The following is a 24,498-nucleotide window of genomic DNA, read 5'->3' as shown; positions in this document are numbered from 1 at the left end:
AGAAATGGTCTTTTGTTTTATAAATAATAGTATTTCTTAAAATGCAATATCTGCCAGAGAATTACTTTCTAATATCTTAAGTGTATTATCACGAACTTCGGTCATTAAACGTCGTGCTGCACAAGTTGATTCATCATCGCAATCATCACATCTTTCATAAAAATTATGACTCGCGCAAGGCAATAATGCTATGGGTCCCTCAAGAATTCTGTATACTTTAGCCATACTAATATCTTTGGGATCTTTTATCAGATAATACCCCCCACCTTTTCCTTTTTTTGCACCAAGAAAACCTGAATTTCTAAGCAACAACAAAATACTTTCCAGAAATTTTATCGAAATATGCTCGCTTTTAGCAATTTCGGCAATTTGCACAGGTTCATTATTTTCTCTTCTGGCTAAATATGTAAGAGCTTTAATTCCGTATTTTGTCTTTTTTGAAAGCATTTTTAAGTTTTAGATTGTAACTGCAAATTCTAGTTCCGATAATTACCAAAATGAACTAAAACAAACAATACGTATATTTTCTGCAACAAAAATAATCTTTTTAAATGAGAATATAACAGATCCAAACTTATATTCTACTAAATTAGTATAGTTTAATTAATTTGCCTCTTCTACACCTATTAAATTGAATTCATGAAACGTTTTTATTTCTTCATCCAAAGCCTTCTTACTTACAACATAGGTCTCTGATATCGAATCATGCCAACCTCTAGAGCCTCCCAAAAAAGTTAGAGCGTCAAAAGGAATACAACGGCATAAGCTTCTTTTAACAATTGTTCCAAAATCTGGTTTCTTACCGTTTTCATCTACAACAATACAACCTGTAACAAATTTCCCTACCGTTCTTCCAAATAAAGCTTCCATAGTAATATAATAAACCAGAGAAACTATAATAGCAATGACATTCCACCCTAAATCGCCTAAACCATCCATCCACGCTGCTAATCCTGTAAGCCCAAATAATGCAGAAAGAATACCTATCATTGCACCAATTGCAATCAGGATTATAAAAAATATAAAAAGATCAATTATGTAATTTAAAAAACGTGCCCCAGCAGACACTAATAATTTGCCATCTAAAACGTAAGTAGAATTACTCATGTGCAATTAATTGTTAGTTAAACTTTTGGCTATAATTTTAGTTGCAACAAAAATATAATTTTCAAGCAAAAAACTACAAAAAATCATCACAAATTAGAAATGCATTTTCTTTTTCTTGATACAAAAGATGATCCTGATTTTCAAAAATTAAATTTGAAATTCCGAGCTCTGAAAACCATTCATATTTTGGGATATTTGAATCCCTCTTTCCAAAATAAAGTTTGATTTTACAATTGGGAACTTCATTTTCAAAACGCAATCTTGTCGAAGAGACAGCTACTAACTCTGTAACTTTTAAACCTCTTAAACAAGCTTTCCAAGCAATTGTTCCACCAATGCTAAAACCTAAAACTGAAGCATTTCCGCTCTCCAAATCCAATAAGTTATTTACTGCTTTTTCAATTCCGCCATTCAAAAATTGATTATGGATTTCCTTTTCATCACTTGAAGAATCAATCTGAGCTAATTTTAAAACATCATAATATTGAACATCAAATCTAAGTCCTAAAGTTTCGATATAAGTCTGAATCCATTCAGGATTGCCTCCAAACAAATCTGACAAAATCAGTAATCTTGATTTCATATTTTCCTCTTAAAATGCTATTTTGTGAATTAGAAATTTCAATATACAAAAAAGGGCTATTTAAAAAATAGCCCCTCAAGTTATTATATTTTATGTTTAAGCCAATGCTTGCTTCAAATCTGTAATTACATCTTCAACAGTTTCTAAACCAACAGAAACACGAACAAGACCTTGTGTGATTCCAACTGCTAATTGATCTTCTTCAGATAATTTGCTGTGTGTTGTAGAAGCTGGATGCGTAACGATCGTTCTTGTATCTCCAATATTTGCAGATAATGAGCAAAGTTGAATTGAATTCAAGAATTTTCTTCCCGCTTCGATTCCTCCTTTGATTTCAAATGCAATGATATTTCCACCAGCTTTCATCTGTTTTTTAGCAATTTCGTATTGCGGATGCGATTTCAAGAACGGATATTTTACGCTGTTTACATTCGGGTGACTTTCTAAAAACTCAGCAACTTTTAATGCATTTTCGCAATGTCTGTCTACACGAACAGCTAAAGTCTCTAAACTTTTTGAAAGAACCCAAGCATTAAACGGTGATAAAGCTGGTCCTGTATTTCTAGAAAACAAATAAATCTGTCTGATTAATTCTGCATCTCCAACTGTTACTCCGCCTAAAACGCGTCCTTGACCATCAATCAATTTAGTAGCTGAATGGATAACCAAATGCGCTCCAAATTTAATTGGTTGCTGTAAATAAGGCGTTGCAAAACAGTTGTCGATTATTAAAATCAAGTTGTGCTTTTTAGCAATATTTCCTAACAATTCTAAATCGATTACATCAACTCCAGGGTTTGTTGGAGATTCGGCGTATAATATTTTGGTATTTGGCTTAATGAAACTTTCGATTGTTTCCGGCTTATTGATTTCGAAATAAGAAGTTTCGATATTCCATTTTGGGAAATAAGTCATGAACAAAGCGTGAGTTGAACCAAAAACACTGCTCGCAGAAACAATATGATCTCCAGAGTTTAACAAAGCGGCAAAAGTAGAATATACTGCTGCCATTCCTGTTGCAAATGCATAACCAGAATCGGCTCCTTCCATTTTGCAGATCTTGTCTACAAATTCTGATGTGTTTGGATTGCTAAAACGGCTGTAAATATTTCTTTCTTTTTCTTCTGTAAAAGAAGCTCTCATATCTTCAGCATCTTCAAAAACAAAGCTTGATGAAAGGTACAAAGGCACCGAATGTTCTAAATATTGAGATCTTTCTAATTGTGTTCTAATGGCTTGTGTTTCAAAACCAAATTCTTCTGTATTCATTGTGTGTTGTTTTTTGTTTTTTTGTTTTTTTTGTTTCAAGTTTCAGGTTTCACGTTTTACGTTTTAATACTGAAATCTAAACCAAAAACAAGTCAATTATTTATGCGCAATCTGAGCGTTTTCTAATTATCTAATTGACAAATTATCTAATTTATAAAGCTTCGTTGTTCAAGACAACTTTGTATTTAATTGTCGCTGTTGGTTCAACCGTTTTAGCTACCGAACAGTATTTCTCAAAAGAAAGTTGAGCCGCTTTTTTTGCTTTATCAGGATTGATTTCTCCTTCTAAATAAAAAACCACATCGATTTCTTTAAAAGGTTTTGCTTCTTCGATTTGAACTCTAGTTCCTTCAACCTCAGCGTTGAAAGAAGTGATTTCCTGACGTTGTTTTTTTAAGATCGAAATCATATCAATAGCACTGCATCCTGCAACTCCCATTAATACCAATTCCATTGGGCTTGCACCTAAATCGCTTCCGCCAAATTCGGCTCTGCTGTCAACGTCAACTATGTGACCGCGTTCATTTTTCACTTTGAAATGAAATGCATCATTTACTCTGTTTAAAGTTACTTTCATGGTATTTATTCCTAAGTTATTTGTCTTTTTTATCTAATTTATTCCAATACTCTAAAACCTGTTTTTTAGATTCTGCATCTAAAGATTTAAAATTATCTGAAAACTTGTCTGTTCCAAAATTATCTGAAACACTTGACTCTATGCTGTAAAATTTATCTTTTTGGGAAAATACAAGATGAACTGACTGTTGCTTAAAATCAGTATTGTATAATCCGTAAATAAAAAGAGCATCTACACTTTTGTCTTTATTATAATCTCCAAATGCTTTTCGGCTTCCCCAAGATGAAATAATTCCGTTGTGGTTTACTTCCAAAATCGATTTTAAAACCCATTTATCATTTACTTTCGTAAACCTTTGGAAATACATTTTGTCAGGAATAACATTTTTTTCAATCTTAGAAAAAATAAAAACATTTTCTTCATTCCCTGGAGAGCTTACCTCATCAACCTGAATTATTCTTACTCCTTTGTACGGAAAAACATCCTGAGTATAACTGTCTTTGTTCCTAATAACATTAGAAACCTGAGCCATGATACTATTTGAAATCAACAATAAGATAAAAATCTTTTTCATACTTTTAAAACTATTTAATTAAGTCCCGAATTTAAGATTTTTCTTTCTTTTATTGCTATTGCATTATTATCCTTTATCAGACAATCTCAAAATATCTCCGAAAACTCCTCTTGCTGTTACCGCAGAACCCGCACCGGCTCCCTGAATAACTATTGGACGATCTCCATAAGATTCTGTGTAAATTTCGAAGAAAGAATCAGAACCTTTTAATCCGCCTAGTGCAGTATCTTTTGGCACCGAAACTAATTTTACTTCTAGATTTCCTTTGTCATTCTGCAAATCTCCAGACAATTCACCAATGTATCTTAAAACATGGTTTGGCTGTTGTTCTGCTTTTATTTTAGCATAAATTGGATCGAATTCTTTTAATTTCGTCAAGAAATCGGTAGCGCTTCCTTCACGTAAGTGCTCTGGAATTAAATTCTGAATTGAAATTTCTTCAAACTCATTTTGCAAATCTAATTCTCTAGCTAAAATTAATAATTTTCTACCAACATCATTTCCGCATAAATCCTCACGCGGATCTGGTTCAGTATATCCGTTATCTATTGCTTCTTGCAAGATTTCGCTGAAAGGCGCATCTTTAGCAGAGAAATTATTAAATAAATAACTTAATGTTCCAGAGAAAACTCCTTTAATTTTCGTGATATTTTCTCCTGAAAGATGCAATAATTTAATCGTATCAATTAATGGCAATCCTGCACCAACATTGGTTTCATATAAATAATTCTTTTGGCTTTCTGCCAATGCTTTACGCAATTCCTTGTAGAAACCATAACTCAAAGTATTAGCTACTTTATTTGAAGAAATCAAATCGAAACTGCTTTCTACAAGCGGAATATAATTCTCAACAAAAGTTGCGCTTGCGGTGTTATCAATCGCAATTAAGTTCTCTAAGTGATGTTCATTCGCGTAAGCAATAATATCTTTTATGGTGTAAGCTTCGCCTTTGGTTTCAATTTCGCTTTTCCAATTGCTGTTAACACCGTATTTATTTAAAAGCAGTTTTTTAGAATTTGCTATAGCGAAAACATTCAGCTTAATGTCTTTACGTTTTTCAATTGCCGCAGCCGATTCTAAAATCTGATTGATTAAAGTTCCACCAACTAATCCGTGACCAAAAATCGCAATGTTGATTTTCTTTGAAACTCCAAAAATCTCTCCGTGAATTACGTTTAAAGCTTTATTTAATTCCTCTTTCTTAACAACCAAACTCACGTTTTTACCTGTTACTGTGTTGTTGAATAAAATCGGAACAATTTTATTTTTGATTAAAGCGGTGTATGGTTTATGGAAAGTACTTAAATCTTGACCAATAATCGAAATTACAGATACATTATCTGTTACTGTAATCTGATTTACATCTTTAGAATAAAAGTCATTTTCAAACTCTTTTTCTAATTCAACCATCGCAAGAGTAGCTTTTTCAGTTGCTACAACCAATCCGATTCCTCTTTCTGAAGAACCTTGCGAAATGATGCTCACACTGATATTGTGATCACCCATCACTTTAAAAATTCGGGCATCTACTCCCGCTTTTCCAAGTAATCCACGTCCTTCAAGATTTACAAGAGAGACATTTTCTAAAACAGAAAGTGTTTTAATTCCTTCTTTAGAAGAATCCGATGTAATTAAAGTTCCGCGATTTTCATGATTGAAAGTATTTAAAATTCGTAACGGAATATTCTTTTCCAACAAAGGAATAATCGTCTTAGCATGAAGAATTGTTGCACCAAAATTTGCCAGCTCATTTGCTTCATTGAAAGATAAATATTCAATTTTCTTGGCATCGGCAACCAAATCTGGGTTTGCCGTATAGATTCCGTCTACATGCGTGAAGTTTTGTAATTCTTCTGCATTTAAATAATTTGCGATTAACGAAGCGGTATAGTTACTGCCATTTCTACCTAAAGTAGTTGTGTCGTTGTTGTTGTTTGAGCCAATGAAGCCTGTAACTATATTAACCGTTTCGCCGTTATGTTCTTTAAAATAATTTACTACGTTTTTCTTTGAAAGCTGTTCTAAAGGCTGCGCATCGCCAAATTTAGAATCTGTTTTCAGCAAATCTCTTGTATCTACAAAATTGGCAGGAATTCCTTTTTCCAATAAAATTGCTGTCAACAATTTAGCCGAAAGCAATTCACCTTTAGACAAAATCTGATCTTTGATTTTTTTGCTGTAATCACCAATCAAGCTTACTCCTTCAAAAAGTTTGTCTAAGACATTAAATTCTTCAGATAAATCAACCTGTGGATAATCTGATATTTGATATTTTTTGAAATTTTCTAATAATTCTTTGTAACTGCCATTTTTAGCTGCAATGCTTAAGATAAACTCTAATTCGTCAGTAGCGTTTCCGCGTGCAGAAACCACAACGGCAATTTTTTCACCTTGACTTACTTTATCAGAAATGATTGAAACAACTTTGTTAAGCCCTTCTCCGTTTGCTAACGATTTACCTCCAAATTTTAATACTTTCATTTTATTTCTTTATTGTTTCTGCCTTAAAAATGTCGGCAAGTAAATGATCTAATTGTTTGTACTCGATTAAAAAAGCGTCATGTCCGTGAACCGAATCAATTTCGCTATAGAAAACATTGTCTTTAAACTTCTTCAATTCCTCATAGGTTTCAACATTTTCTTTTGCTGTAAAAAACAAATCTGAATTGATCCCGATGATATGAATTGAAGCTTTTGTTTTAGCCAATAAGTTTTCAAAACTTTCACTATTTCTAGTAATATCAATTGTTTTAAGCAACTGATTCATCAATTTATAAGAAGACAATTGGAATCTTTTCTGCAATTTTTTTCCATGATGTGCCAACCAGCTTTCTATATTAAAAATCAAAAGATCTTGATTGATTGTGCGCTGAAATTTTTCTTTGAATGATTCTGGCGATCGGTAACAAAGCATGGCATGTATTCTGGCGTCTTCAATTGGTTTCGACGAATTATTGAGAATTTGCTCTTGTAAAAAGCAATTTGCGATAAGCCAATCTGTCGATTTCCAGTCGCTCGCAATCGGAATAAGGTTTTCTGTGATATTTGGCGCTAATGCTAAGATTTCCCAAGCAATTCCGCCACCAACAGAACCTCCAATAACCGCAAAAAGCTTTTCGATATGTAAAGTTTTTACGCCTTCGATAAAAATTCTTGCAATGTCTCTTGCTGTAAAATCTAAATAGTTATCGATTAAGAAAGAATCGTTTCCGTTTCCTGGAACATCAAAAGACAAAATGGTATAAACAGCAGTATCGATGGTTTTACCTTCACCAATCAAGTCATTCCACCAGCCATTTTCGCCAGTAACTTGCGAATTTCCAGTTAAAGCATGGTTTACTAAAACAATCGGTGCGCTGTGCAAAGGTTGTCCTGCCAGCGTAAAACTTAATGGTATAGAATGATAAGTTGCACCACTTTCTGTGATGAAATCTTGAATTATAATGGGATTTGGTATATTTTCCAATTTCAAATCTGTTGTATTATTGATTTGTATATGGAAATATTAAAAAGAAAAACTAGGTTTAACTAGAAAAAATCTTGTTGTTATCTTTCCACGTTTGGCGTGGTAGAATGTAGCACCTTCTTCGTTTTACCGAAGGGTTGCTAAGGCTTCATCGGGTCTAATCCCTCGTCCTTTCTTTATAACATTTCAATACGTTTTTGAACTTAACGGTGCAAATTAACTACTATTTTCTCTAACAAACAAATTTTATCTAAAAGTGTTTGTTAAATTTCTGAGACTTATTTTAGCAAAAACTATTATACGCAAAAATTTACCGAACAAAAATGCCCAGTAAAATTAAGCAGGTTTTACCCTAGTTTATGATGCTTTTACGTTTAGATAAAAAGCGTTTCATTTTCTTTTGAATACATCAAAAACAATAAAGAGTTAGGTGCTTTTTTCTCAGCTGCTTTACCTCCCTCTGTGATTTCAGCCTCTGTTATTCCGAATCTTGGGTGAGCCAATTCGTTTATTGGTGGTGGCGGATTGTTTTTTCTAGTCCTTCTGTTTTTCAAATCTGAAATTTTTTCTGCTAAGTAGTTCAATGTGCTCATGATATTAAGTTTTAGTTAAGTTGCGTTTTATAATCTTTATTTCTCTTTTATGTTTGTGTTAAGCCCCTTTCGGGAATAAAAAAACCCTTTTGGATTTTCTAGATACCAAAAGGGTTTAAGTTTTTAAACTCATTTATACTTTTAGTATCAACAGACGTATGCGCAAATAAGCGCGACAGTAAACATCTTGTTCATCTGTAAGGATTTATTCATCTGTGATTTATATTGTATTTTATTTAAATTCTGCATTTGTTGTAAATTAAAAAGCCTCCCAAAATTTCTTGGGAGGCTTTTACTATATTATTATTGTATTCTTACAATTTTTTTAAGCAATAGACACCCCAGCCTCGGTCTTAACCGAAATGGCACAAAACATTTTGTTGACTTTTAAGTTCATTTGATTTCTAGTAGTTTTTGGGTATAACAAATATGCAAATATTTTTTTTATTACACAAATTAAATTCAAGAATTTAATTACAAAAATCGTTAAAAATCAGTTTTTTAACGACAAAAAACATCTTACAAAAACGAAAACGAAATAATAAAGGTAAAAAACTTACAAAAACAACATATTTTCCTTAACAATTCCATTTGACAAATCAATTTATCAAAGAACTTTTTTTCTTTTTTTCTAAAAATTTATAGCCAAACGGCTTCTTTAATCCTAATTCGTTCTGCAATTTTCAGAATATCCGTTATAATTCCTCTTGAAATTGCCTGTTTACATGGCGGAGCACTCTGAATTACGATTGGAATATCGGCGTACGATTTGGTATAAATTTCAAAAATGGCATCAGAACCTTTTAATTGTCCGATTGGAGAATCGACTGGTTCAGAAATTAATTTGGCTTCCAAAGTGCCTTTTTCAACATCAAATTCTCCTACATATCGAAGCACATGATTTTCTGCCTGAGTAATTTTGGCAATCTTAAAAGATTTATCGACTGCGTCTTTATTTAACACACCATTTTTTTCCAAATGTTCTTCGGTTATAAACGGCTTAATTTTAATATCTGAAAGCTCAAAATCTTTTCCAATTTCTCTAGCCAATATCAGAAGCTTTCTTGCTGTATCATTTCCTGATAAATCTTCTTTGAAGTTTGATTTCATTAAACCTAAAAGGCTTGCATCTTTTAAAACAGACGAAAACGAAACATCTTCCGATGAAAATCGATTAAAGACATAACTCAAATTATCAGAGAAAACCCCTCGAATCTTAGTGATTTTTTCTCCCGAGTAATACAAATCTCTTAAGGTTTGCAAAACAGGAATTCCAGCCTCAACAGATGTTTCATAAAAAAACTCCTTGTCATACTTTTTAAGATCTGCTCGTAGCTCTTTATATAAGTCAATCGGGAGCGTATTGGCTTTTTTGTTTACCGCTACAATATTAAATCCATTTTTGATTAACGTATTGTAATGCTTCACCAATTCATCGCTGGCTGTTGCGTCTACAGCAATCAAGTTTTCGAATTCATTTTCTTGTGCAAATTCGACAATATCTTCTACTTTAAAAGGAACAGCCAATTGTCTAAAATTGGTTTCCCAAGCATATCCAACGCCTTCTTTCTCAAAAAAAGCAACCGTAGAATTGGTTATAATTGGAAAATGAAAATCGACATTTTTACTTTCCAGAAAAAACTCCTGACTTTCTACAATTTGATTAATCAAAGTGCTTCCGATATTACCAATTCCGAAAAGGATAATGTTTATTTTAAGCTTTGACATAATTTCTAACATTTTTAATTTTTTAAAACCATATAAGTGATGTAAGTTCATTTAATATTTTTTGCATCACAAAACTAGATGCACTGTGGTGCGTCTTTACATTACGCTTCTTCTAAAATGCACTTATATTCCTTATATGATTTAAATTTTATAATGGTGTTTTTCATAAAAAATCACCTTTAGCAAAACCACTCGCTAAAGGCAATTTTTCAAACAAAAAACAAAAAAACCTAATTTTTATTGATGCTGAATTGAGAAAGCGAAACGCTCTCAAAAACAGTTTGCAAATCAGCAATTAAATCTTCAATATCTTCAATTCCGACAGACAGACGAATCAAATCTTTAGAAACTCCAGTTTCTATTTGCTCTGATTCTGTTAATTGCTGGTGTGTCGTACTTGCAGGGTGAATAATCAGTGATTTTGTGTCACCAATATTAGCCAGCAGAGAGAATAGTTTTGTATCATCTACCACTTTTTTGGCCGCATCAAAACCACCTTTTAATCCGAAAGTGATAATGCCGCTTTGGCCTTCTGGCAAATATTCTTTAGCCAGATCATGATATTTGTTAGATTTTAAACCTGGATAATTTACCCAAACTACCTCATCTTGTTTCTCTAACCATTCGGCTAGCGCCAAAGCATTTTCACTATGTTTCTTGATTCGGATTGGAAGCGTTTCTAATCCTTGAATAATCTGAAAAGCATTAAATGGACTCAAAGCAGAACCAAAATCACGCAGTCCTTCAATTCGAGCTTTTGCAATAAAAGCTGCATTTCCTAAGGCTTCATGATATACTAATCCGTGGTATCCTGCAGATGGCTCGGTAAATTCTGGGAATTTTCCGTTTGCCCAATCAAAGTTTCCAGCATCAATGATAACGCCTCCTAATGAAGTTCCGTTTCCTGCGATATATTTTGTTAAGGAATGAATTACAATATCGGCACCATATTTAATTGGGTTTAATAAATAAGGTGTCGCAACTGTATTGTCTACTATAAATGGTACTTTGAATGCTTTGGCTTCTGCCGAAATTGCTTTTAAGTCTAATACATCTAATTTTGGATTTCCTAGAGACTCAACAAAGAAAGCTCTTGTATTTTCTTTTGCTGCTTTTGTAAAGTTTTCAGGTTTTGAAGGATCTACAAATGTGGTAGTAATTCCTAATCTTGGCAAGGTAACTTTTAGAAGATTATAAGTCCCTCCGTATAAACTGTTTGAAGCTACGATATGATCTCCCGCTTTTAGCAAAGTCAACAAAGTTGTAGAAATCGCCGATGCTCCAGAAGCCGTAACAACAGCTCCAATCCCGCCTTCGAGTGCTGCCAGACGCTGTTCTAAAATGTCATTTGTTGGATTATTTAATCTGGTATAAATAAATCCGGCTTCGGCAAGACCAAATAAATTGGCTGCATGATCGGCGTTATTAAACACATATGATGATGTCTGGTAAATAGGCACGGCTCTAGTTCCTGCGTTTTTAGCTACGTCGTGTCCTGCGTGTAATGCGTTTGTTGCAAATTTTTGTGTGCTCATGATTTTTAAGTTTTTAGGTATTGTTAATACGTTTTATATTGTAATTGATATTGATTTTTAAAATTGATTTAAGCTAAAATATCTTCGGCTTCTTCTTCAAGATCATATAAATGAAATAGTAATGATTTTTGTGTTTTTGTCTGCTGTGCAGGATCATACTTTAGCGTTTCAGTTGATGTCTCTTCCGAATTATTATTTCTTAATAAGTATTGAAATGCGATTGTATTTATATCTAGTGTATTCATGATTTAAAATTTAAAATGTTGGAAATAAAAAAGCCCTTTCGGATGGCGACCAAAAGGGCTTATAGTTTAACTATAACAAAGATTGTCTCTTTCACTTTTGGCAACAGCAAATTTGGATGCACATTTGCATCATTTTACAACACATCATATTTCCTTTTGCTATTGTTTTCATTTTTATTTAAAATTTGAATTCGACTAATTTTTAAATTCGACTAATTCGATAGAGTAAATGTAATAAGTATTTTTTTAACGACCAAATTAAAATTGAAATTTTGTACTATTTTTTTTTGAAATTTCTTTCAAGCCTTTCAAATAAAGACTTGAAAGAAATTTATTTAATTAAAATTTAAAGCTCAAACGGGCAAAACCAAATCTTCCGTTTAATCCGAATTGAGAAACTGCTCTTGAATACGCAAACTGATTCGCATTTGTCAAATCTGTACTTGGTGCAGGCGACAAAGTTGGCGTTGTGTTTGTAAAGGCTGGAGTTGCAGGATTATTTCGGTCTGGATAAACATCTCCTATATTATTAACCCCAATTGTTGCTCTCAAATGCTCGTTGATCTGATATCCTAAAGATAAATCGGTAACCAATTTTGCGCTGTATTCCGGGTGTTCATACACAGAAGAAAATCCGTCTAAATTCACATCTGTTGCTCCTGGGTCTGTAACTTTTCCGAAATAGCTATTTCTTAAATAAATATCCAGTTTTTTAATATTGAAAGTAGTCATGAAATTGGCTTTCAATTTTGGAATCGCTTCTTCCAAATATACTCGGCTTGATTCTGGAAAGAAAGAATAGATGTAAGGTTCTCCTCCAGCATTAACGATAGACTGCGGAATATGCAGATCTCCTACTCTTTTGGTTTCGTTGAAACTTAATGCAAAATCGTTTCTAATTGTGAAATCCTGAATTACATCATATTTCTGAGAAATTACCAAATCAATACCTTTTGTTTCAGAATCGATTCCGTTTGTCCAGAATGAAGCTCTTTCTACACCTTTCAAATCAAATGCCTGCTGAAATAAAGTCAACGCCTCTGCCTGTTCTGGCGAAGTTGCCGCTGCAATCTGCGCATCTGTTGGTCTAGAATATTGTCCAGACAGTACAATTCTGTCATTGATTCTTGTAAAATAAGCATCAGTAGCAATGGTTATGTTAGCTTCAGGAATTTTAAATGTAAATCCTGTACTGATGCTTTTTGATTTTTCTGGTTTTAAACTTTCAATTCCAATGCTTTTTGCTGCTTGCGAATCGTTTGTAAAATAACCAACTTGATATGGAGAACCGTTTATAAATTGAGTAGAACTTGACTCAAAATATCTTTGCTGTAAAGAAGGCGCTCTAAAACCAGTCTGTCCAGAAATTCTCCAATTGATATTATCATTTAATTTTAAAAGAGAAGCCAGTTTAAACGTAACCGTATTTCCAAAATCTGAATAGTTTTCATAACGTGCAGCTCCATTTATGAGCCATTTCTCAGTGGCATTCAATTCTAAATCTATGTAAGCGGCGCCACTTTTTCTGTTTTTTTCTTTAGCATCCGAAGGCTGAAATCCTGAAAATCCTTGAGCTCCTGCTCCACGTTTGTTTCCAAAGAAGTCAGTTACAATCAATGGTGAATTGCTTGGCAGAATTCCTGAAACTAAATTTCCGTTTACATCATACAATCCGTAAGAAGCTTCTTCTCCTGCTTTAATTTCGTAGTTTTCATATCTGAATTCACCTCCAAAAGCAACATTCAGTCCAGAAAGAACATCTAGTTTTTTACTAAAATCCAAATTAGTTGTGCTTTGTAAAAACGAAACTTTTCCTGCATCAAAACTAAAAGGAGAATTTGTTCCTAAAGTTGCATTGATGGAATTATTTACATCATAATTAAAAGAGTTTGTTCCTAAAGTGGTACTCAAATCGGTATCAAATCCGAACAATTCTGTAGTTACACCAACTGCTGCAGAAGCATCTAAAATTTTTGATTCAATTTCTGGCAAGAATCCGTTTTGATACACTTGCGTGAAAGTTCCAGAACCATTTGGCAATCTATTAAATGCATACGATTTTCCGCTTCTGTACGATATTCCACCAAAAGAATACAAAGAAGTTATTTCTGTTAATGGATATTTTGCATTGTAATATGCTTGTCCAGAAGCCAATTCTGACTGACCAACACTCATATTATAATCACTTCTCTGCTGTCCTCTATAAGCCAATTCATTATTAGTAACATCAAAATTTAAAGCGGTCTGCATCTGCGCAATTGTTGAAGCTGATGCTATGGCGTTTTGCTGTGCTGTTGTAAAATAACTTACTTGCGGCGCATATTGTTTTAAAGAAGACAAAATCTGAGCTGAATTTGTAGTCGTATTAATGTTGCTAAACAAAGAGTTAATTTCTACACCATCTTGTGCCGCTCTATTTTCTACTGCATTGTAAGCATTAAAAATAGCATTGCTTCTAATTCCTGCTCTGCTTGTTGCTTGTCTCGTTACCGCAGTTCCTGTGATATTTAAGAAACTTCCAGGTTTGCCCAATGAAGTTCCGTAATTTAAATCGATTTGGGCAGTTTGTCCGTCTGCTCCTCCTTCAAAATTATTTGACCCCGAAGATAAATTTGCTCCATATTGAATTCCTCCTGTTAGATAATTAGCGTTTTTCTTTAGAACAATATTAATAACTCCCGCAATCGCATCAGAACCGTATTGTGCGGCAGCTCCATCTCTTAAAACTTCTATTCTTTCTATGGCAAAAGACGGAATGGCATTTAGGTCTGTTCCAACAGATCCTCTTCCTGGCGATCCGTTAATGTTTACCAAAGCACTTGTATGTCTTCTTTTTCCGTTTACTAAAATCAGAACCTGATCTGGTCCTAATCCTCTTAATTGCGCAGGGTCGACGTGGTCTGTTGCATCTGCCGTAGATGTTGGGTTACTCGTAAACGAAGGAGCAACATAATTTAAAATTTGAGTTACACTGGTTTGAGGTGCTCCTTTTGTTATTTCTGACACATTGAAAACATCAACTGGAACAGGCACATCTGTTTTAACTCTGTTTTTACTTCTTGATCCAATAATAGTAACTTCAGACAGTTCGTTGTTTTTTAAACTATCCTGCTCTTTTTTATTGTCTTGAGCATAAAGTCCTGAAAAAGTCACAAGACCTAAAACGATTAGTACATTTTTCTTCATTTCTTTTTTTTACTGATTAATTATTGTATTTGGCTTAAAAAAAATCTTACAGATTTATTTTTGACATAAAAAAAACCTCTGCGATTCGGCAGAGGTTCTATTTATATTTTATTGAAAAATAACTACAATAGTGTCTCTGCGGATAACTCCGGCATCTTACAAGACATCATATTGCAAACTGTAAATTTCATTTGTTTCTTTTGTTTTAACGGGGCAAAGTTGCAAACTATTTTTTAATCAGCCAAACAAAAAGCAAAATATTTTCTATTACCCTATCAAAATAGTATGTTATTGTTAAATTTCTGCTAGAAAAAATAAAAAAAGTTGAACTTTAATTTGCAAATCAAAATGGTTTCATACCTTTGCACCCGAAACAGAGGAAAAATTTGAACTGATTGCAACCTCTTCATAATGAAATGGTTTCATTGTGAATGCTGAAAGATTCATTTCAGCAGTAAAAAATGCTAAAGCAGAAACTCTCCTTTAGCCCTTTTTAGCAATTATTTTCCTCGCTTAAATTTAAAACTAATACATTTTTATTACATTATTATGGCTTATTTATTTACGTCAGAATCTGTTAGTGAAGGGCATCCAGACAAAGTTGCAGATCAAATTTCGGATGCATTAATTGACAACTTTTTGGCATTTGACGCTGACTCAAAAGTAGCTTGCGAAACTTTAGTTACAACTGGTCAGGTTATTTTAGCAGGTGAAGTAAAATCGAATACTTATCTTGATGTTCAGCAAATTGCACGTGAGGTAATCCGTAAAATTGGATATACTAAAAGTGAATATATGTTTGAAGCAAATTCTTGTGGAATTTTATCAGCTATTCACGAGCAGTCTGCAGACATTAATCAAGGTGTTGACAGAGCTAAGCCAGAAGAACAAGGTGCAGGTGACCAAGGAATGATGTTTGGTTACGCTACAAACGAAACTGAAAACTACATGCCATTGGCATTAGATTTATCTCATAAATTATTGCAAGAATTAGCTATTTTAAGACGTGAGAACGCAGCAATCACGTATTTACGTCCAGATGCTAAATCTCAAGTTACTTTAGAATATAGCGACGATAACAAACCAACTCGTATTGATGCGATTGTTATCTCAACTCAGCATGATGATTTTGATGAAGAAGCTGCAATGTTGGCTAAAATCAAAAAAGATATTATCGAAATCTTGATTCCAAGAATTATCGCTAAAAACCCAGAGCACGCTCATTTATTCAACGATAAAATCAACTACCATATTAACCCAACAGGAAAATTCGTTATTGGAGGACCTCACGGAGATACTGGTTTAACAGGAAGAAAAATTATCGTGGATACTTACGGTGGAAAAGGTGCTCACGGTGGTGGTGCATTCTCTGGAAAAGATCCAAGTAAAGTAGACAGAAGTGCTGCTTATGCCACACGTCATATCGCTAAAAACTTAGTTGCTGCCGGTGTTGCTGACGAAATCTTAGTTCAAGTTTCTTACGCAATTGGAGTTGCTGAGCCAATGGGAATCTTCATTGAAACTTACGGAACTTCTAAAGTAAACTTAACTAACGGTGAAATCGCTAAAAAAGTAGAAGCTATCTTTGATATGCGTCCTTACTTTATTGAGCAAAGATTAAAATTAAGAAACCCAATTTATAGCGAAACTGCTGCTTACGGACACATGGGACGTAAACCAGAAACGGTTACTAAAACTTTCTCTGCTCCAGGAGGACAAGAAAAAACAGTTACTGTTGAGTTGTTTACATGGGAAAAACTTGATTTTGTTGACCAAGTAAAAGCTGCATTTGGATTGTAAATCTAGATTTATAGACTAGCTTAGATTGTTAGACATCTTAGTTGGTAAACATAAAAAAGCCGATTTCTAAAAATTAGAAATCGGCTTTTATTTTATACGATAGTTTTATTAATAAGTTCCATTCTGCATTTTAGCTAATACTTCTTTTATTTCGCTTGCAGTTTCTTCTTCAACAGTATCACTTAAATATTTTACCGCCAAAGTCTGAGTTGCAATAGCTTTATCTTTCTGTCCATCTTTATAATACAACTGCGCCAAAGTATCTAAATAATATGGATTGTTTTTAGTTAACACTAAACTGTATTCAGACCACTTTATCGCATCTTTAATAAAGTTAGAATTCTGAGGATTTGTCACCACTGCCCAAGCCGCATTATTGGAAATGTCTGAATGGTACTCTTTAAATGAGTTCCATCCATCATAAGAATAACTTGAACTTGAATCTAATCCAGAAAATATAGCATCTAATTTTTCTATTGGACTTGTTCCTGCCAATGTTGCATCAAAATAGGTATTAAACTCTCTTAAGTAAGTTGTATTAGAATCATCCCGATCTACAAGCTGACTTAAATAATAAAAATAATTTCTGTAGGCATCAAAATTGCCTTTTCCAGATGTGATAATTTTTTTATAGACAGAATTTATTTTCTCTTTGTTCATTTCGCCTGTAAGTCCGTCCTGAGAAGCGTAAAGATTTTGCTGTAATGCATTCGTAACTTCAGAAATCGGGTTATTCATTAAAGGCACTTGTCCATACATGTCATTTCTTTTCAAATTGTTGAATGTACCTAGTTCTTTTTCAATTTCGTCAGAATGCTTTAATATATAATCAATTGCTAAGAAATCTGTGTCGTTAAGAATTCTATCTTCGTTAAAGAGCTGTTTTGTAAATCCTTCATTTTTGATTTCTTTCAAAATTGTTTCCACCAAATACATATTTACTGTTTTATCTTTTTGATGAGCCTCAATCAATTTTTTCCAACTTTGTGCCACTTCTTTTTGATCCAATACTGTTTTTGCAAAAACTAATTCTGTAGGATCTGATGAAATGTAATCTGAATCGTAACTGTATGATATTGCAAGTAATGCCGCTTTATTAAAAGCTTGAATCAGATCATCATCTGACGCTTTTTGGTTTTTCAGATTTTTTCCTAAAGAAACAAGAGCATTTGTACGCAATAATTTGGGATAAAAATTTCCATAATAATTAAACGCTTCCTCCTTATTTGACAAATTAGCTTTTGCTGTTGCTAATATATCCCCATTATCGTTTAAAACAATAACAATTGGATCGTTTGTAATTTTATTGCTTTTCAGCCATTTTTTATCATTGATTCCAGCCAGATAATAGTTATAAATATCATATTGAGCATTATAGGAATCATACATACTATATCCAGCTTGTGTTTCCTGATTTTTTATAAAAGCATCAAAATCTTCTTTTGCCTTTTTATTCTTGTCATCAACCACAACTACCAAAAATTTGTTACTAGCTGTTTTGGTAGATTCTATTGCCTTTTTTAGATTGTCTTCTATTTTTAGTTTAAAATCGTATTTAGTATAGGAAGAAGGAGGATCAAGAGGATAATCTGCTGCTGGTACTGCAGTAGTATCAACTGGCAGACTATTATATATGCTATCGACTACAGCTCCTCCGTAACTCTCTCCATAATAAGAGTCTTTCCCTGGATACGTCCAGTTTGAAATACTTTCAGTTTGTATTGGAACGACTGCTGGAGTCTTAGCTGGCTTTTCATCTTTTTCATTTACAAATACCAAAGGATCTTTCCCGTATGATTCAGAAATTCGTAATTCATTTGTTTTTTTATCAAAAAATCCGCCAAGATTTAAATCATTCAAAACCGCCAGATCATAGTTTATTGTTACCTCCGAAACATCTTTCGGTAAGGCATATTTGCTTACGTCACTTTTACCGTTGTAATCTTCATAAACCAAGTACAGAAAATCAGTTTTTTCTATTTCAAAATCTAAATCTGTAGTTTTCCAATCTGGATCTACTTTTGTTTTAATATCGGCTACTCTTTGATACTGAACTGCTTCAGAACCATTTTGAGTTCCTATAAAAAATGAGTAATAAGAAGGATTCAAAAACTTAATTTTAATCTTTTTTGCTTTTTTATCTTTAGCAAAAGAAAGATCAAATCTATTGACTGTTTTAGTATTTTTTAAGAAGATAAGAGAATCACCTTCAATTTTGTAATCTCCTGAATAAAAAACCAATTCGTACTTATTATTATCCAATAAATTTAATTTGATTTTCCCTCCCTTATTTGTAGATAAATAAGTTCCTTTTTCTATCCCATTTGTTTGGCCGAAAGAGGTAGAAATTCCAGCAAAAAGGAGTGATAAGCTCCAAATAAAATTGCGCATAACTACATGTTTTGTTGTTAGTAATATTGCGCAAAGATATCTGATTCATCTTTAAACAAATCATAAAAAATCATAATTTTGCAGTTAAAATACTACAAATTATATTTCATCGAAAATATAATGTAACGAGGCTGTACGGTGTACTGGGAAACTCTTGTAGAGAATTGCGAAAAACTGTCATCGTTAAGATATTTAGTATTTAACAAATTGGTTGCCGAGACTTTATATTCCCATTTACTGTTCTTTTTTTGATAAATTAAACTGGCGTTCAAAAAATCATATTCGTTGTCTACTGTTTTGTTTCCATTATAATAATGATAGAATTCGTACTCTGAAACAAAAGAAAAACTGTCTAAGAAATAATAGTCTAATCTTGCAAATGGTTTATCGGTATAAAAAGTAGAGCCGCTATACTTGTTAACCAAGAGATTATAGCCAAACTCTATATTAGGCAGTTTTTTATAATTTGTTGAAGCTTTAACCGTATAGCTTTGCACAAAACTCTCTGTAGTTGCTAATTTTTCGTTTTGAATGTTGTTGAATTTTGACCAATTAAGACTTGCACTTGCTGATGCTTTGTAGTTTTTCAAGAAAGAACGTCCATAAGTTCCCATTCCCGAAAAAGTTTCGTCTGCCAAATTGGAATTATAAGGAACCGAAGACTGATTAATTCCGTCAAAATCGGCTTTTGTTTTAATGGCGTCTACCTTTTTCGTGTATGTTGCGTTGGCAAATATATTCTCAAAATTGAACATATTATACTTAAAGTAGCGCAACGAATGCACTTGTGAAGTAGCATTTTCTAAAAAACGGTTTCCGCGGAATAAACTACTGTAATCTGACAAAACATAACCCGCTGCCAGCTGATTGATATCGGTAAAATCATTAGTCAGAGAGAAATTATAAGTCAAAGTTTCTGATTTTTTGATTTGATATAAAGCAAAGAAATCTGGAAGCACCTTTACAAAATTCTGAGAATAATCGCTCCCCAATTGCCCATTTGTCATTTGATACGTATGAAGGCTTACTCCTGGCGTAAACGTAAATTTTCCTGTTAGAATTTTATAATGAAAACCTAAAAAGGCATCATTAAATCTATAATCTACATCATTATTGTTTTCCGTATCATTAAGATCATTTCGATCCCCATTATCTAGCATTTGGAAAATGTGAGAATTGAAATTCTGATACGAATAGGTATTTCCAAAAGTAACATTAATATTGCTTTTTGGTGTTACCATATAATAGTAATCCAGTTTTGCATCGATTTTATTGGTTTTTACAAAACGATCCTGATTTAAATCATTACGATTTTGTCCTGAAATATAACCCGATAAATCAAACGGCTGTGTTCTTAAATTGGCATTATAAAACGGATTTTCATCTTGATATAGATGCTGCATTTCAAAAGCAAAAATATTTTTACTGCTCTGTGTATAATATAAACTTAGATTCTGATTTATAGAAGTTGGATCTTGCTTTTTTTGAGTTAAAATAGTTTCTACCGCAGAAACATCACTAACAATAGATTCACGAAGCAAATCTGTATCTTCATTCTGTTTTGATAATTTGGTTAAGATATCATAATCAAACTGAAATTTATCATTTGGTTTGTAAGTTGAACTTAATTTAAAAAGTCCCAAATTATTCTTTTGATGCGTCATTTCATCGCGTTTCTGCTGATCTCCAGAATCCAAAATCGTAGTTTGAGATTTAGTCTCTAAATCTGTTTTTGAAGTTGAAAGAATTCCGAAACCACTTAAGTTCCAAGCTTTATTTACAGAATAAGCGAAGTTTGTTGCCCCAAATTTGGTTTCGATTTCTTTAGCGCGATTATTTCGAAGCAGTGAAATTCCTAAATCATTTGAAGAAACATTAAAATTGCTTCCGCCTTTTTTCATCATATTTTTAAATCCGCCCGTGAACTTAAAATAATCTTGTGCAGTAAGTGGTAATTCTCCAATATTATTAAAATTGGTGATTAAATTAATACTGTATTTTGGACTGTAATAAAATAGTTTCGGATTAATAATATAGCGACTATCCAATTCTGCGACGCCAATTCCTGCGGTAACATCTCCAAACCAAAAGTTCTTTTTTCCTTCTTTTAATTTGATATTCATCGCCACATTATCTTGATCGTTTTCTAGACCTTTAAGTGCGCTTACTTCATTGTAATTTCTTAAAACCTGAACCTTATCGATAGCATCGGCTGGAATATTTTTAACGCCTAATTTGGTATCTCCGTCAAAAAAATCTTTTCCTTCCACCATCAATTTGCTGACTTTTTTTCCTTCTACTTCAATTTCTCCGTCAGCATTTACCTCAACTCCTGGCAGCTTCTTTAAGACATCTTCAAGCTTTTTTTCTGTTCCCGATTTAAAAGAATCTGCATTGTAAACAATTGTGTCTCCCTTTATGGAAACGGGCATTTCGCGAACAATTTCGACACCTTCCAATTCTATTCCAGCACCATCTAAAACAATATTCTGACTCATATTTTCAGTTTTAGTCGATACTGCAATTTCTTTAGATTTCATTCCCAAATAACTCACTTTTATAGTATAAGCCGTATTTGGTTTTAACGTCAGCTGAAACTTTCCTTTATCATTGGTTATTCCGTAAGAATCCATTGCTTTTGTGCCATTATTAATAGCCATAATATTGGCCATTTCTAACGGGTTCTTTTTTTCATCCTGAATCAAACCATCAAAACGGATACTTTGCGAAAAGGAAATAGAAGTAAAAAGCAAGGCGAATACAAAAAGGATCTTATTCATGATAAGAATATTGAAAGTTTGTGTTTTGGATTTTAAAGAATTGGTGTTTTACAAACATTACCTTCCCATTGGAGGTGGTGGTCCGCCAGCTCTGCCACGATTCATCTCTCTAAATTCTTCCATTTTTTTTATTACCGTTTCATCATATTCTTTCTGAGAAATTACTTTTCCTTTTTTAGAAGGTTTAATTTCTACTTTATCTTTTGAGTTCAAAACAATTTTTGAACATAAAATTGTCGTAGTTCCATCATTGATTTCCAAGATTAATCCTGGAAGTCCCCAATAGTTTTCTGGCCCTTGATTTATTGGAATTTCTGTTGTATACCAAGCTGTTACGACAATTTCTTTTGGTATTTCAAAATTATCGGCAAAATTGGTTTTCGTACCGTCCGAAGTCTTTTTAACTTCTTCTTTCTTTTCGCCGTTGTTTTTAGGCCTAAAGTTTCTAAAATCGGTTTTACTTGCTTGTTTTACTGCTGTCGCCTTATAACAATTGTACCCGCCAATTTGTTTGGTTTCTTGTTCTAATTTCCAGTTTAGCTTTGGCAGCGAATCGACAACAAGAAATTCTTTGCCCATAAATTCTTTATCAACAGTATACGTTTTTGCTTTTACATCTTTATAAAATGTGCCTCCTCCGCCTGTAAGCGAGCCAAACATCATGCGAAAACCACCTTGCTGGCCTGGTGTTTCTAGTTTTTCTTCTTCTTTGTAAATTGATGCTGCTTTATCGAAATTCAAAATGAATGTTTTTTCGAGCATTTTTTTCATACGTTCCTCCATGTTTTTCTGCATTTCTGGCGTAATATCTCTATTTCCACGCATTCCTTCAAACTTTGGCGTTTGTGTTTTTGACTCGTAAACGGCCATTCCCTGAAAATCTTTTTGCGCCTGAATTTGAGTAGAAACAAGCATTACAATCGCATAAAAAAATATCTTTTTCATTTCATTTTCTTTAAAGTGAGCAAATCCGATAAAACTTACATTCAAATGTATTATTTATTTTAAAATTCGAAAAACTAAATATATTAATGGTATTAAGGCATAGACAGAACCGCTTATTTTTTAGACTATTAGATTTTAAAAAGGTTTAAAACTTAAAATTGAATTTCTAAGGAGAGTTTTTTGTAATTTGGTACTCTTGTAAAATAAACGCTAATGTGTAAAACGGTGCAAAAAACTTTATTCTTCTTATTTCTTTTCTGCACTTTTCAGGCGCTTTCAGCTCAGGATTTGATCATAACTCCAACTTTAATTTCACAGTATAAAAATACTTCTGATATATTTTTAGGATATGATTCGTTTGGATATTCTTATCAGATTACGAATAATGTTTTTAGTAAAACGAAAGGCAAAGAAATCTTCGAGTATAAGAATGTTTCTTTGGGAAAAATCACGAAAGTCGATCTTCAAAATCCGTTAAAAATTGTACTTTTTTATGAAGACTTCAATAGTGTTGTTTTATTAGACAATCAACTAAATAAAATGACAGAAATTAATTTTTCTCAAAACGCAACTCCAATTGTAGTAAGCGCCATCGGAATGTCTACGCAAAATCAGTTATGGATTTATAACACTTTAAACCAACAGATTGGTCTTTTTGATTATTTAAAAAATGAATACAAAACGGTTTCAATTCCACTTACTGAATCAATTCAGTATTACCAAACTGATTTTAATACTTTCTATTGGATTGATAAGAAAAACAACTGGTATTCTTCTGATATTTTTGGGAAGATCACATCGCTAGGAAAGATAACTGATTTTGATAGAATCACTATTGTCAATTCTTCGCAATATCTTTTCTGTAAAGATAATTTATTGTATTTTAAAGGAATGAATAAATTGAATCCCGAAGTAATTTCAGAAATCAAAGTTTTGGAAAAAACCTTTGACAATTTTTATTACAAAGACCAAATTTTATCTATTTTTACAGCTACAGATATATCAAATTATAAAATCGTAATACCGTAATGCACATAGCAATAGCAGGAAACATAGGCGCAGGAAAGACTACTCTGACCAAATTATTGGCAAAACATTTCAAATGGGAACCTCATTATGAAGATGTAGTCGACAATCCGTATCTGGATGATTTTTACCATCAGATGGAACGTTGGTCATTTAATCTTCAGATTTATTTCCTTAATAGCCGTTTTCGTCAAGTGCAGCAAATTCGCGAAAGCGGAAAAAAGATTATTCAGGACAGAACGATTTACGAAGATGCACATATTTTTGCTCCCAACTTATACGCAATGGGATTAATGACAAGTCGTGATTTTGAAAATTACACATCTTTGTTCGAATTGATGGAATCTTTGGTTAAAGCTCCCGATTTGTTGATTTATTTGAGAAGTTCAATTCCTAATCTTGTTGGTCAAATCCACAAACGCGGACGCGAGTATGAAAATTCTATTTCTATAGATTATTTGAGCCGTTTGAACGAAAGATACGAAGCTTGGATTCAGACTTACACAAAAGGAAAGTTACTAATTATCGATGTTGACAATATTAATTTTGTTGATAATCCTGAAGATTTAGGAGACATCATTAATAGAATTGATGCAGAATTGAACGGATTGTTCTAAAAACAAATTGTTACAGAATATAAAAAAGCCTCTAAAAATATTTTTAGAGGCTTTTTCTATTTTAAGAAACTTGTCA

General features: G+C 32.9%; 19 protein-coding genes and 1 riboswitch. Of the genes, 3 read left to right on the top strand and 16 right to left on the bottom strand.

Features of this window, described 5'->3' with window-relative positions; all coding sequences use genetic code 11:
- Nucleotides 1-36 precede the first annotated feature (36 nt).
- The 13 genes from OZP10_RS11395 to OZP10_RS11335 form a co-directional block, all read right to left on the bottom strand.
- Entirely contained in the window at nucleotides 37-447 is a 411-nt protein-coding gene (locus tag OZP10_RS11395) for an RrF2 family transcriptional regulator (RefSeq protein WP_008466594.1), read from the bottom strand.
- A gap of 156 nt (nucleotides 448-603) precedes the next feature.
- Nucleotides 604-1,107: an RDD family protein gene (locus tag OZP10_RS11390; protein ID WP_281634724.1), complete on the bottom strand. Its 504-nt coding sequence runs from the start codon at nucleotides 1,105-1,107 to the stop codon at nucleotides 604-606.
- Between the two features lie 73 nt (nucleotides 1,108-1,180).
- Nucleotides 1,181-1,690, bottom strand: a complete 510-nt coding sequence (locus tag OZP10_RS11385; protein ID WP_281634723.1) for an alpha/beta hydrolase — start codon at nucleotides 1,688-1,690, stop codon at nucleotides 1,181-1,183.
- A gap of 96 nt (nucleotides 1,691-1,786) precedes the next feature.
- Nucleotides 1,787-2,959 carry a trans-sulfuration enzyme family protein gene (locus OZP10_RS11380; protein ID WP_281634722.1) on the bottom strand — a complete coding sequence of 391 codons (1,173 nt, stop codon included), beginning with the start codon at nucleotides 2,957-2,959 and terminating at the stop codon, nucleotides 1,787-1,789.
- A gap of 151 nt (nucleotides 2,960-3,110) precedes the next feature.
- Nucleotides 3,111-3,536, bottom strand: a complete 426-nt coding sequence (locus OZP10_RS11375) for an OsmC family protein (RefSeq protein WP_281634721.1) — start codon at nucleotides 3,534-3,536, stop codon at nucleotides 3,111-3,113.
- 16 nt (nucleotides 3,537-3,552) lie between these two features.
- Entirely contained in the window at nucleotides 3,553-4,110 is a 558-nt protein-coding gene (locus tag OZP10_RS11370) for a hypothetical protein (RefSeq protein ID WP_281634720.1), read from the bottom strand.
- A gap of 66 nt (nucleotides 4,111-4,176) precedes the next feature.
- Nucleotides 4,177-6,591, bottom strand: coding sequence for a bifunctional aspartate kinase/homoserine dehydrogenase I (gene thrA, locus OZP10_RS11365; RefSeq protein WP_281634719.1), 2,415 nt, complete (start codon nucleotides 6,589-6,591; stop codon nucleotides 4,177-4,179).
- Between the two features lies 1 nt (nucleotide 6,592).
- The gene (locus tag OZP10_RS11360) at nucleotides 6,593-7,576 is read right to left on the bottom strand and encodes an alpha/beta fold hydrolase (protein WP_281634718.1); all 984 of its coding nucleotides are present in this window, start codon (nucleotides 7,574-7,576) and stop codon (nucleotides 6,593-6,595) included.
- 77 nt (nucleotides 7,577-7,653) lie between these two features.
- A riboswitch (SAM riboswitch) is annotated at nucleotides 7,654-7,761 on the bottom strand.
- Between the two features lie 189 nt (nucleotides 7,762-7,950).
- A complete protein-coding gene (locus OZP10_RS11355) occupies nucleotides 7,951-8,169 on the bottom strand; it encodes a hypothetical protein (protein WP_281634717.1) in 219 nt (72 codons plus the stop codon).
- Between the two features lie 639 nt (nucleotides 8,170-8,808).
- Nucleotides 8,809-9,897 (bottom strand): homoserine dehydrogenase family protein, encoded by a 1,089-nt coding sequence (locus OZP10_RS11350; protein WP_281634716.1) that lies wholly within the window; start codon nucleotides 9,895-9,897, stop codon nucleotides 8,809-8,811.
- Between the two features lie 230 nt (nucleotides 9,898-10,127).
- Nucleotides 10,128-11,432, bottom strand: coding sequence for an O-acetylhomoserine aminocarboxypropyltransferase/cysteine synthase family protein (locus OZP10_RS11345; protein WP_281634715.1), 1,305 nt, complete (start codon nucleotides 11,430-11,432; stop codon nucleotides 10,128-10,130).
- Between the two features lie 68 nt (nucleotides 11,433-11,500).
- A complete protein-coding gene (locus OZP10_RS11340) occupies nucleotides 11,501-11,677 on the bottom strand; it encodes a hypothetical protein (protein ID WP_177211093.1) in 177 nt (58 codons plus the stop codon).
- Between the two features lie 339 nt (nucleotides 11,678-12,016).
- Nucleotides 12,017-14,863, bottom strand: a complete 2,847-nt coding sequence (locus OZP10_RS11335; protein WP_281634714.1) for a TonB-dependent receptor plug domain-containing protein — start codon at nucleotides 14,861-14,863, stop codon at nucleotides 12,017-12,019.
- Between the two features lie 549 nt (nucleotides 14,864-15,412).
- On the opposite strand from OZP10_RS11335, the gene metK reads away from it, so the two are divergent.
- Nucleotides 15,413-16,663 carry a methionine adenosyltransferase gene (metK, locus tag OZP10_RS11330; RefSeq protein WP_281634713.1) on the top strand — a complete coding sequence of 417 codons (1,251 nt, stop codon included), beginning with the start codon at nucleotides 15,413-15,415 and terminating at the stop codon, nucleotides 16,661-16,663.
- Nucleotides 16,664-16,771: 108 nt separating this feature from the next.
- Here the strand turns inward: metK and OZP10_RS11325 are convergent, their stop codons facing one another.
- The 3 genes from OZP10_RS11325 to OZP10_RS11315 all read right to left on the bottom strand — a co-directional run bounded on the left by OZP10_RS11325 (nucleotide 16,772) and on the right by OZP10_RS11315 (nucleotide 22,779).
- Nucleotides 16,772-19,054, bottom strand: a complete 2,283-nt coding sequence (locus OZP10_RS11325; protein ID WP_281634712.1) for a hypothetical protein — start codon at nucleotides 19,052-19,054, stop codon at nucleotides 16,772-16,774.
- Between the two features lie 92 nt (nucleotides 19,055-19,146).
- On the bottom strand, nucleotides 19,147-21,834 hold the full coding sequence (locus OZP10_RS11320; protein WP_281634711.1) for a carboxypeptidase-like regulatory domain-containing protein: 2,688 nt from the start codon (nucleotides 21,832-21,834) through the stop codon (nucleotides 19,147-19,149).
- Between the two features lie 57 nt (nucleotides 21,835-21,891).
- Nucleotides 21,892-22,779 (bottom strand): GLPGLI family protein, encoded by an 888-nt coding sequence (locus OZP10_RS11315; RefSeq protein ID WP_281634710.1) that lies wholly within the window; start codon nucleotides 22,777-22,779, stop codon nucleotides 21,892-21,894.
- A gap of 213 nt (nucleotides 22,780-22,992) precedes the next feature.
- On the opposite strand from OZP10_RS11315, the gene OZP10_RS11310 reads away from it, so the two are divergent.
- Nucleotides 22,993-23,808 (top strand): hypothetical protein, encoded by an 816-nt coding sequence (locus tag OZP10_RS11310; RefSeq protein ID WP_281634709.1) that lies wholly within the window; start codon nucleotides 22,993-22,995, stop codon nucleotides 23,806-23,808.
- Nucleotides 23,808-24,422, top strand: coding sequence for a deoxynucleoside kinase (locus OZP10_RS11305; RefSeq protein WP_129746158.1), 615 nt, complete (start codon nucleotides 23,808-23,810; stop codon nucleotides 24,420-24,422). Before OZP10_RS11310 ends, OZP10_RS11305 begins: the two co-directional genes overlap by 1 nt.
- Nucleotides 24,423-24,498 lie beyond the last annotated feature (76 nt).

Origin of the sequence: Flavobacterium luteolum (assembly GCF_027111275.1) — a bacterium.
Lineage (GTDB): Bacteria > Bacteroidota > Bacteroidia > Flavobacteriales > Flavobacteriaceae > Flavobacterium > Flavobacterium luteolum.
This window is presented reverse-complemented; position numbering and strand designations above follow the sequence as displayed.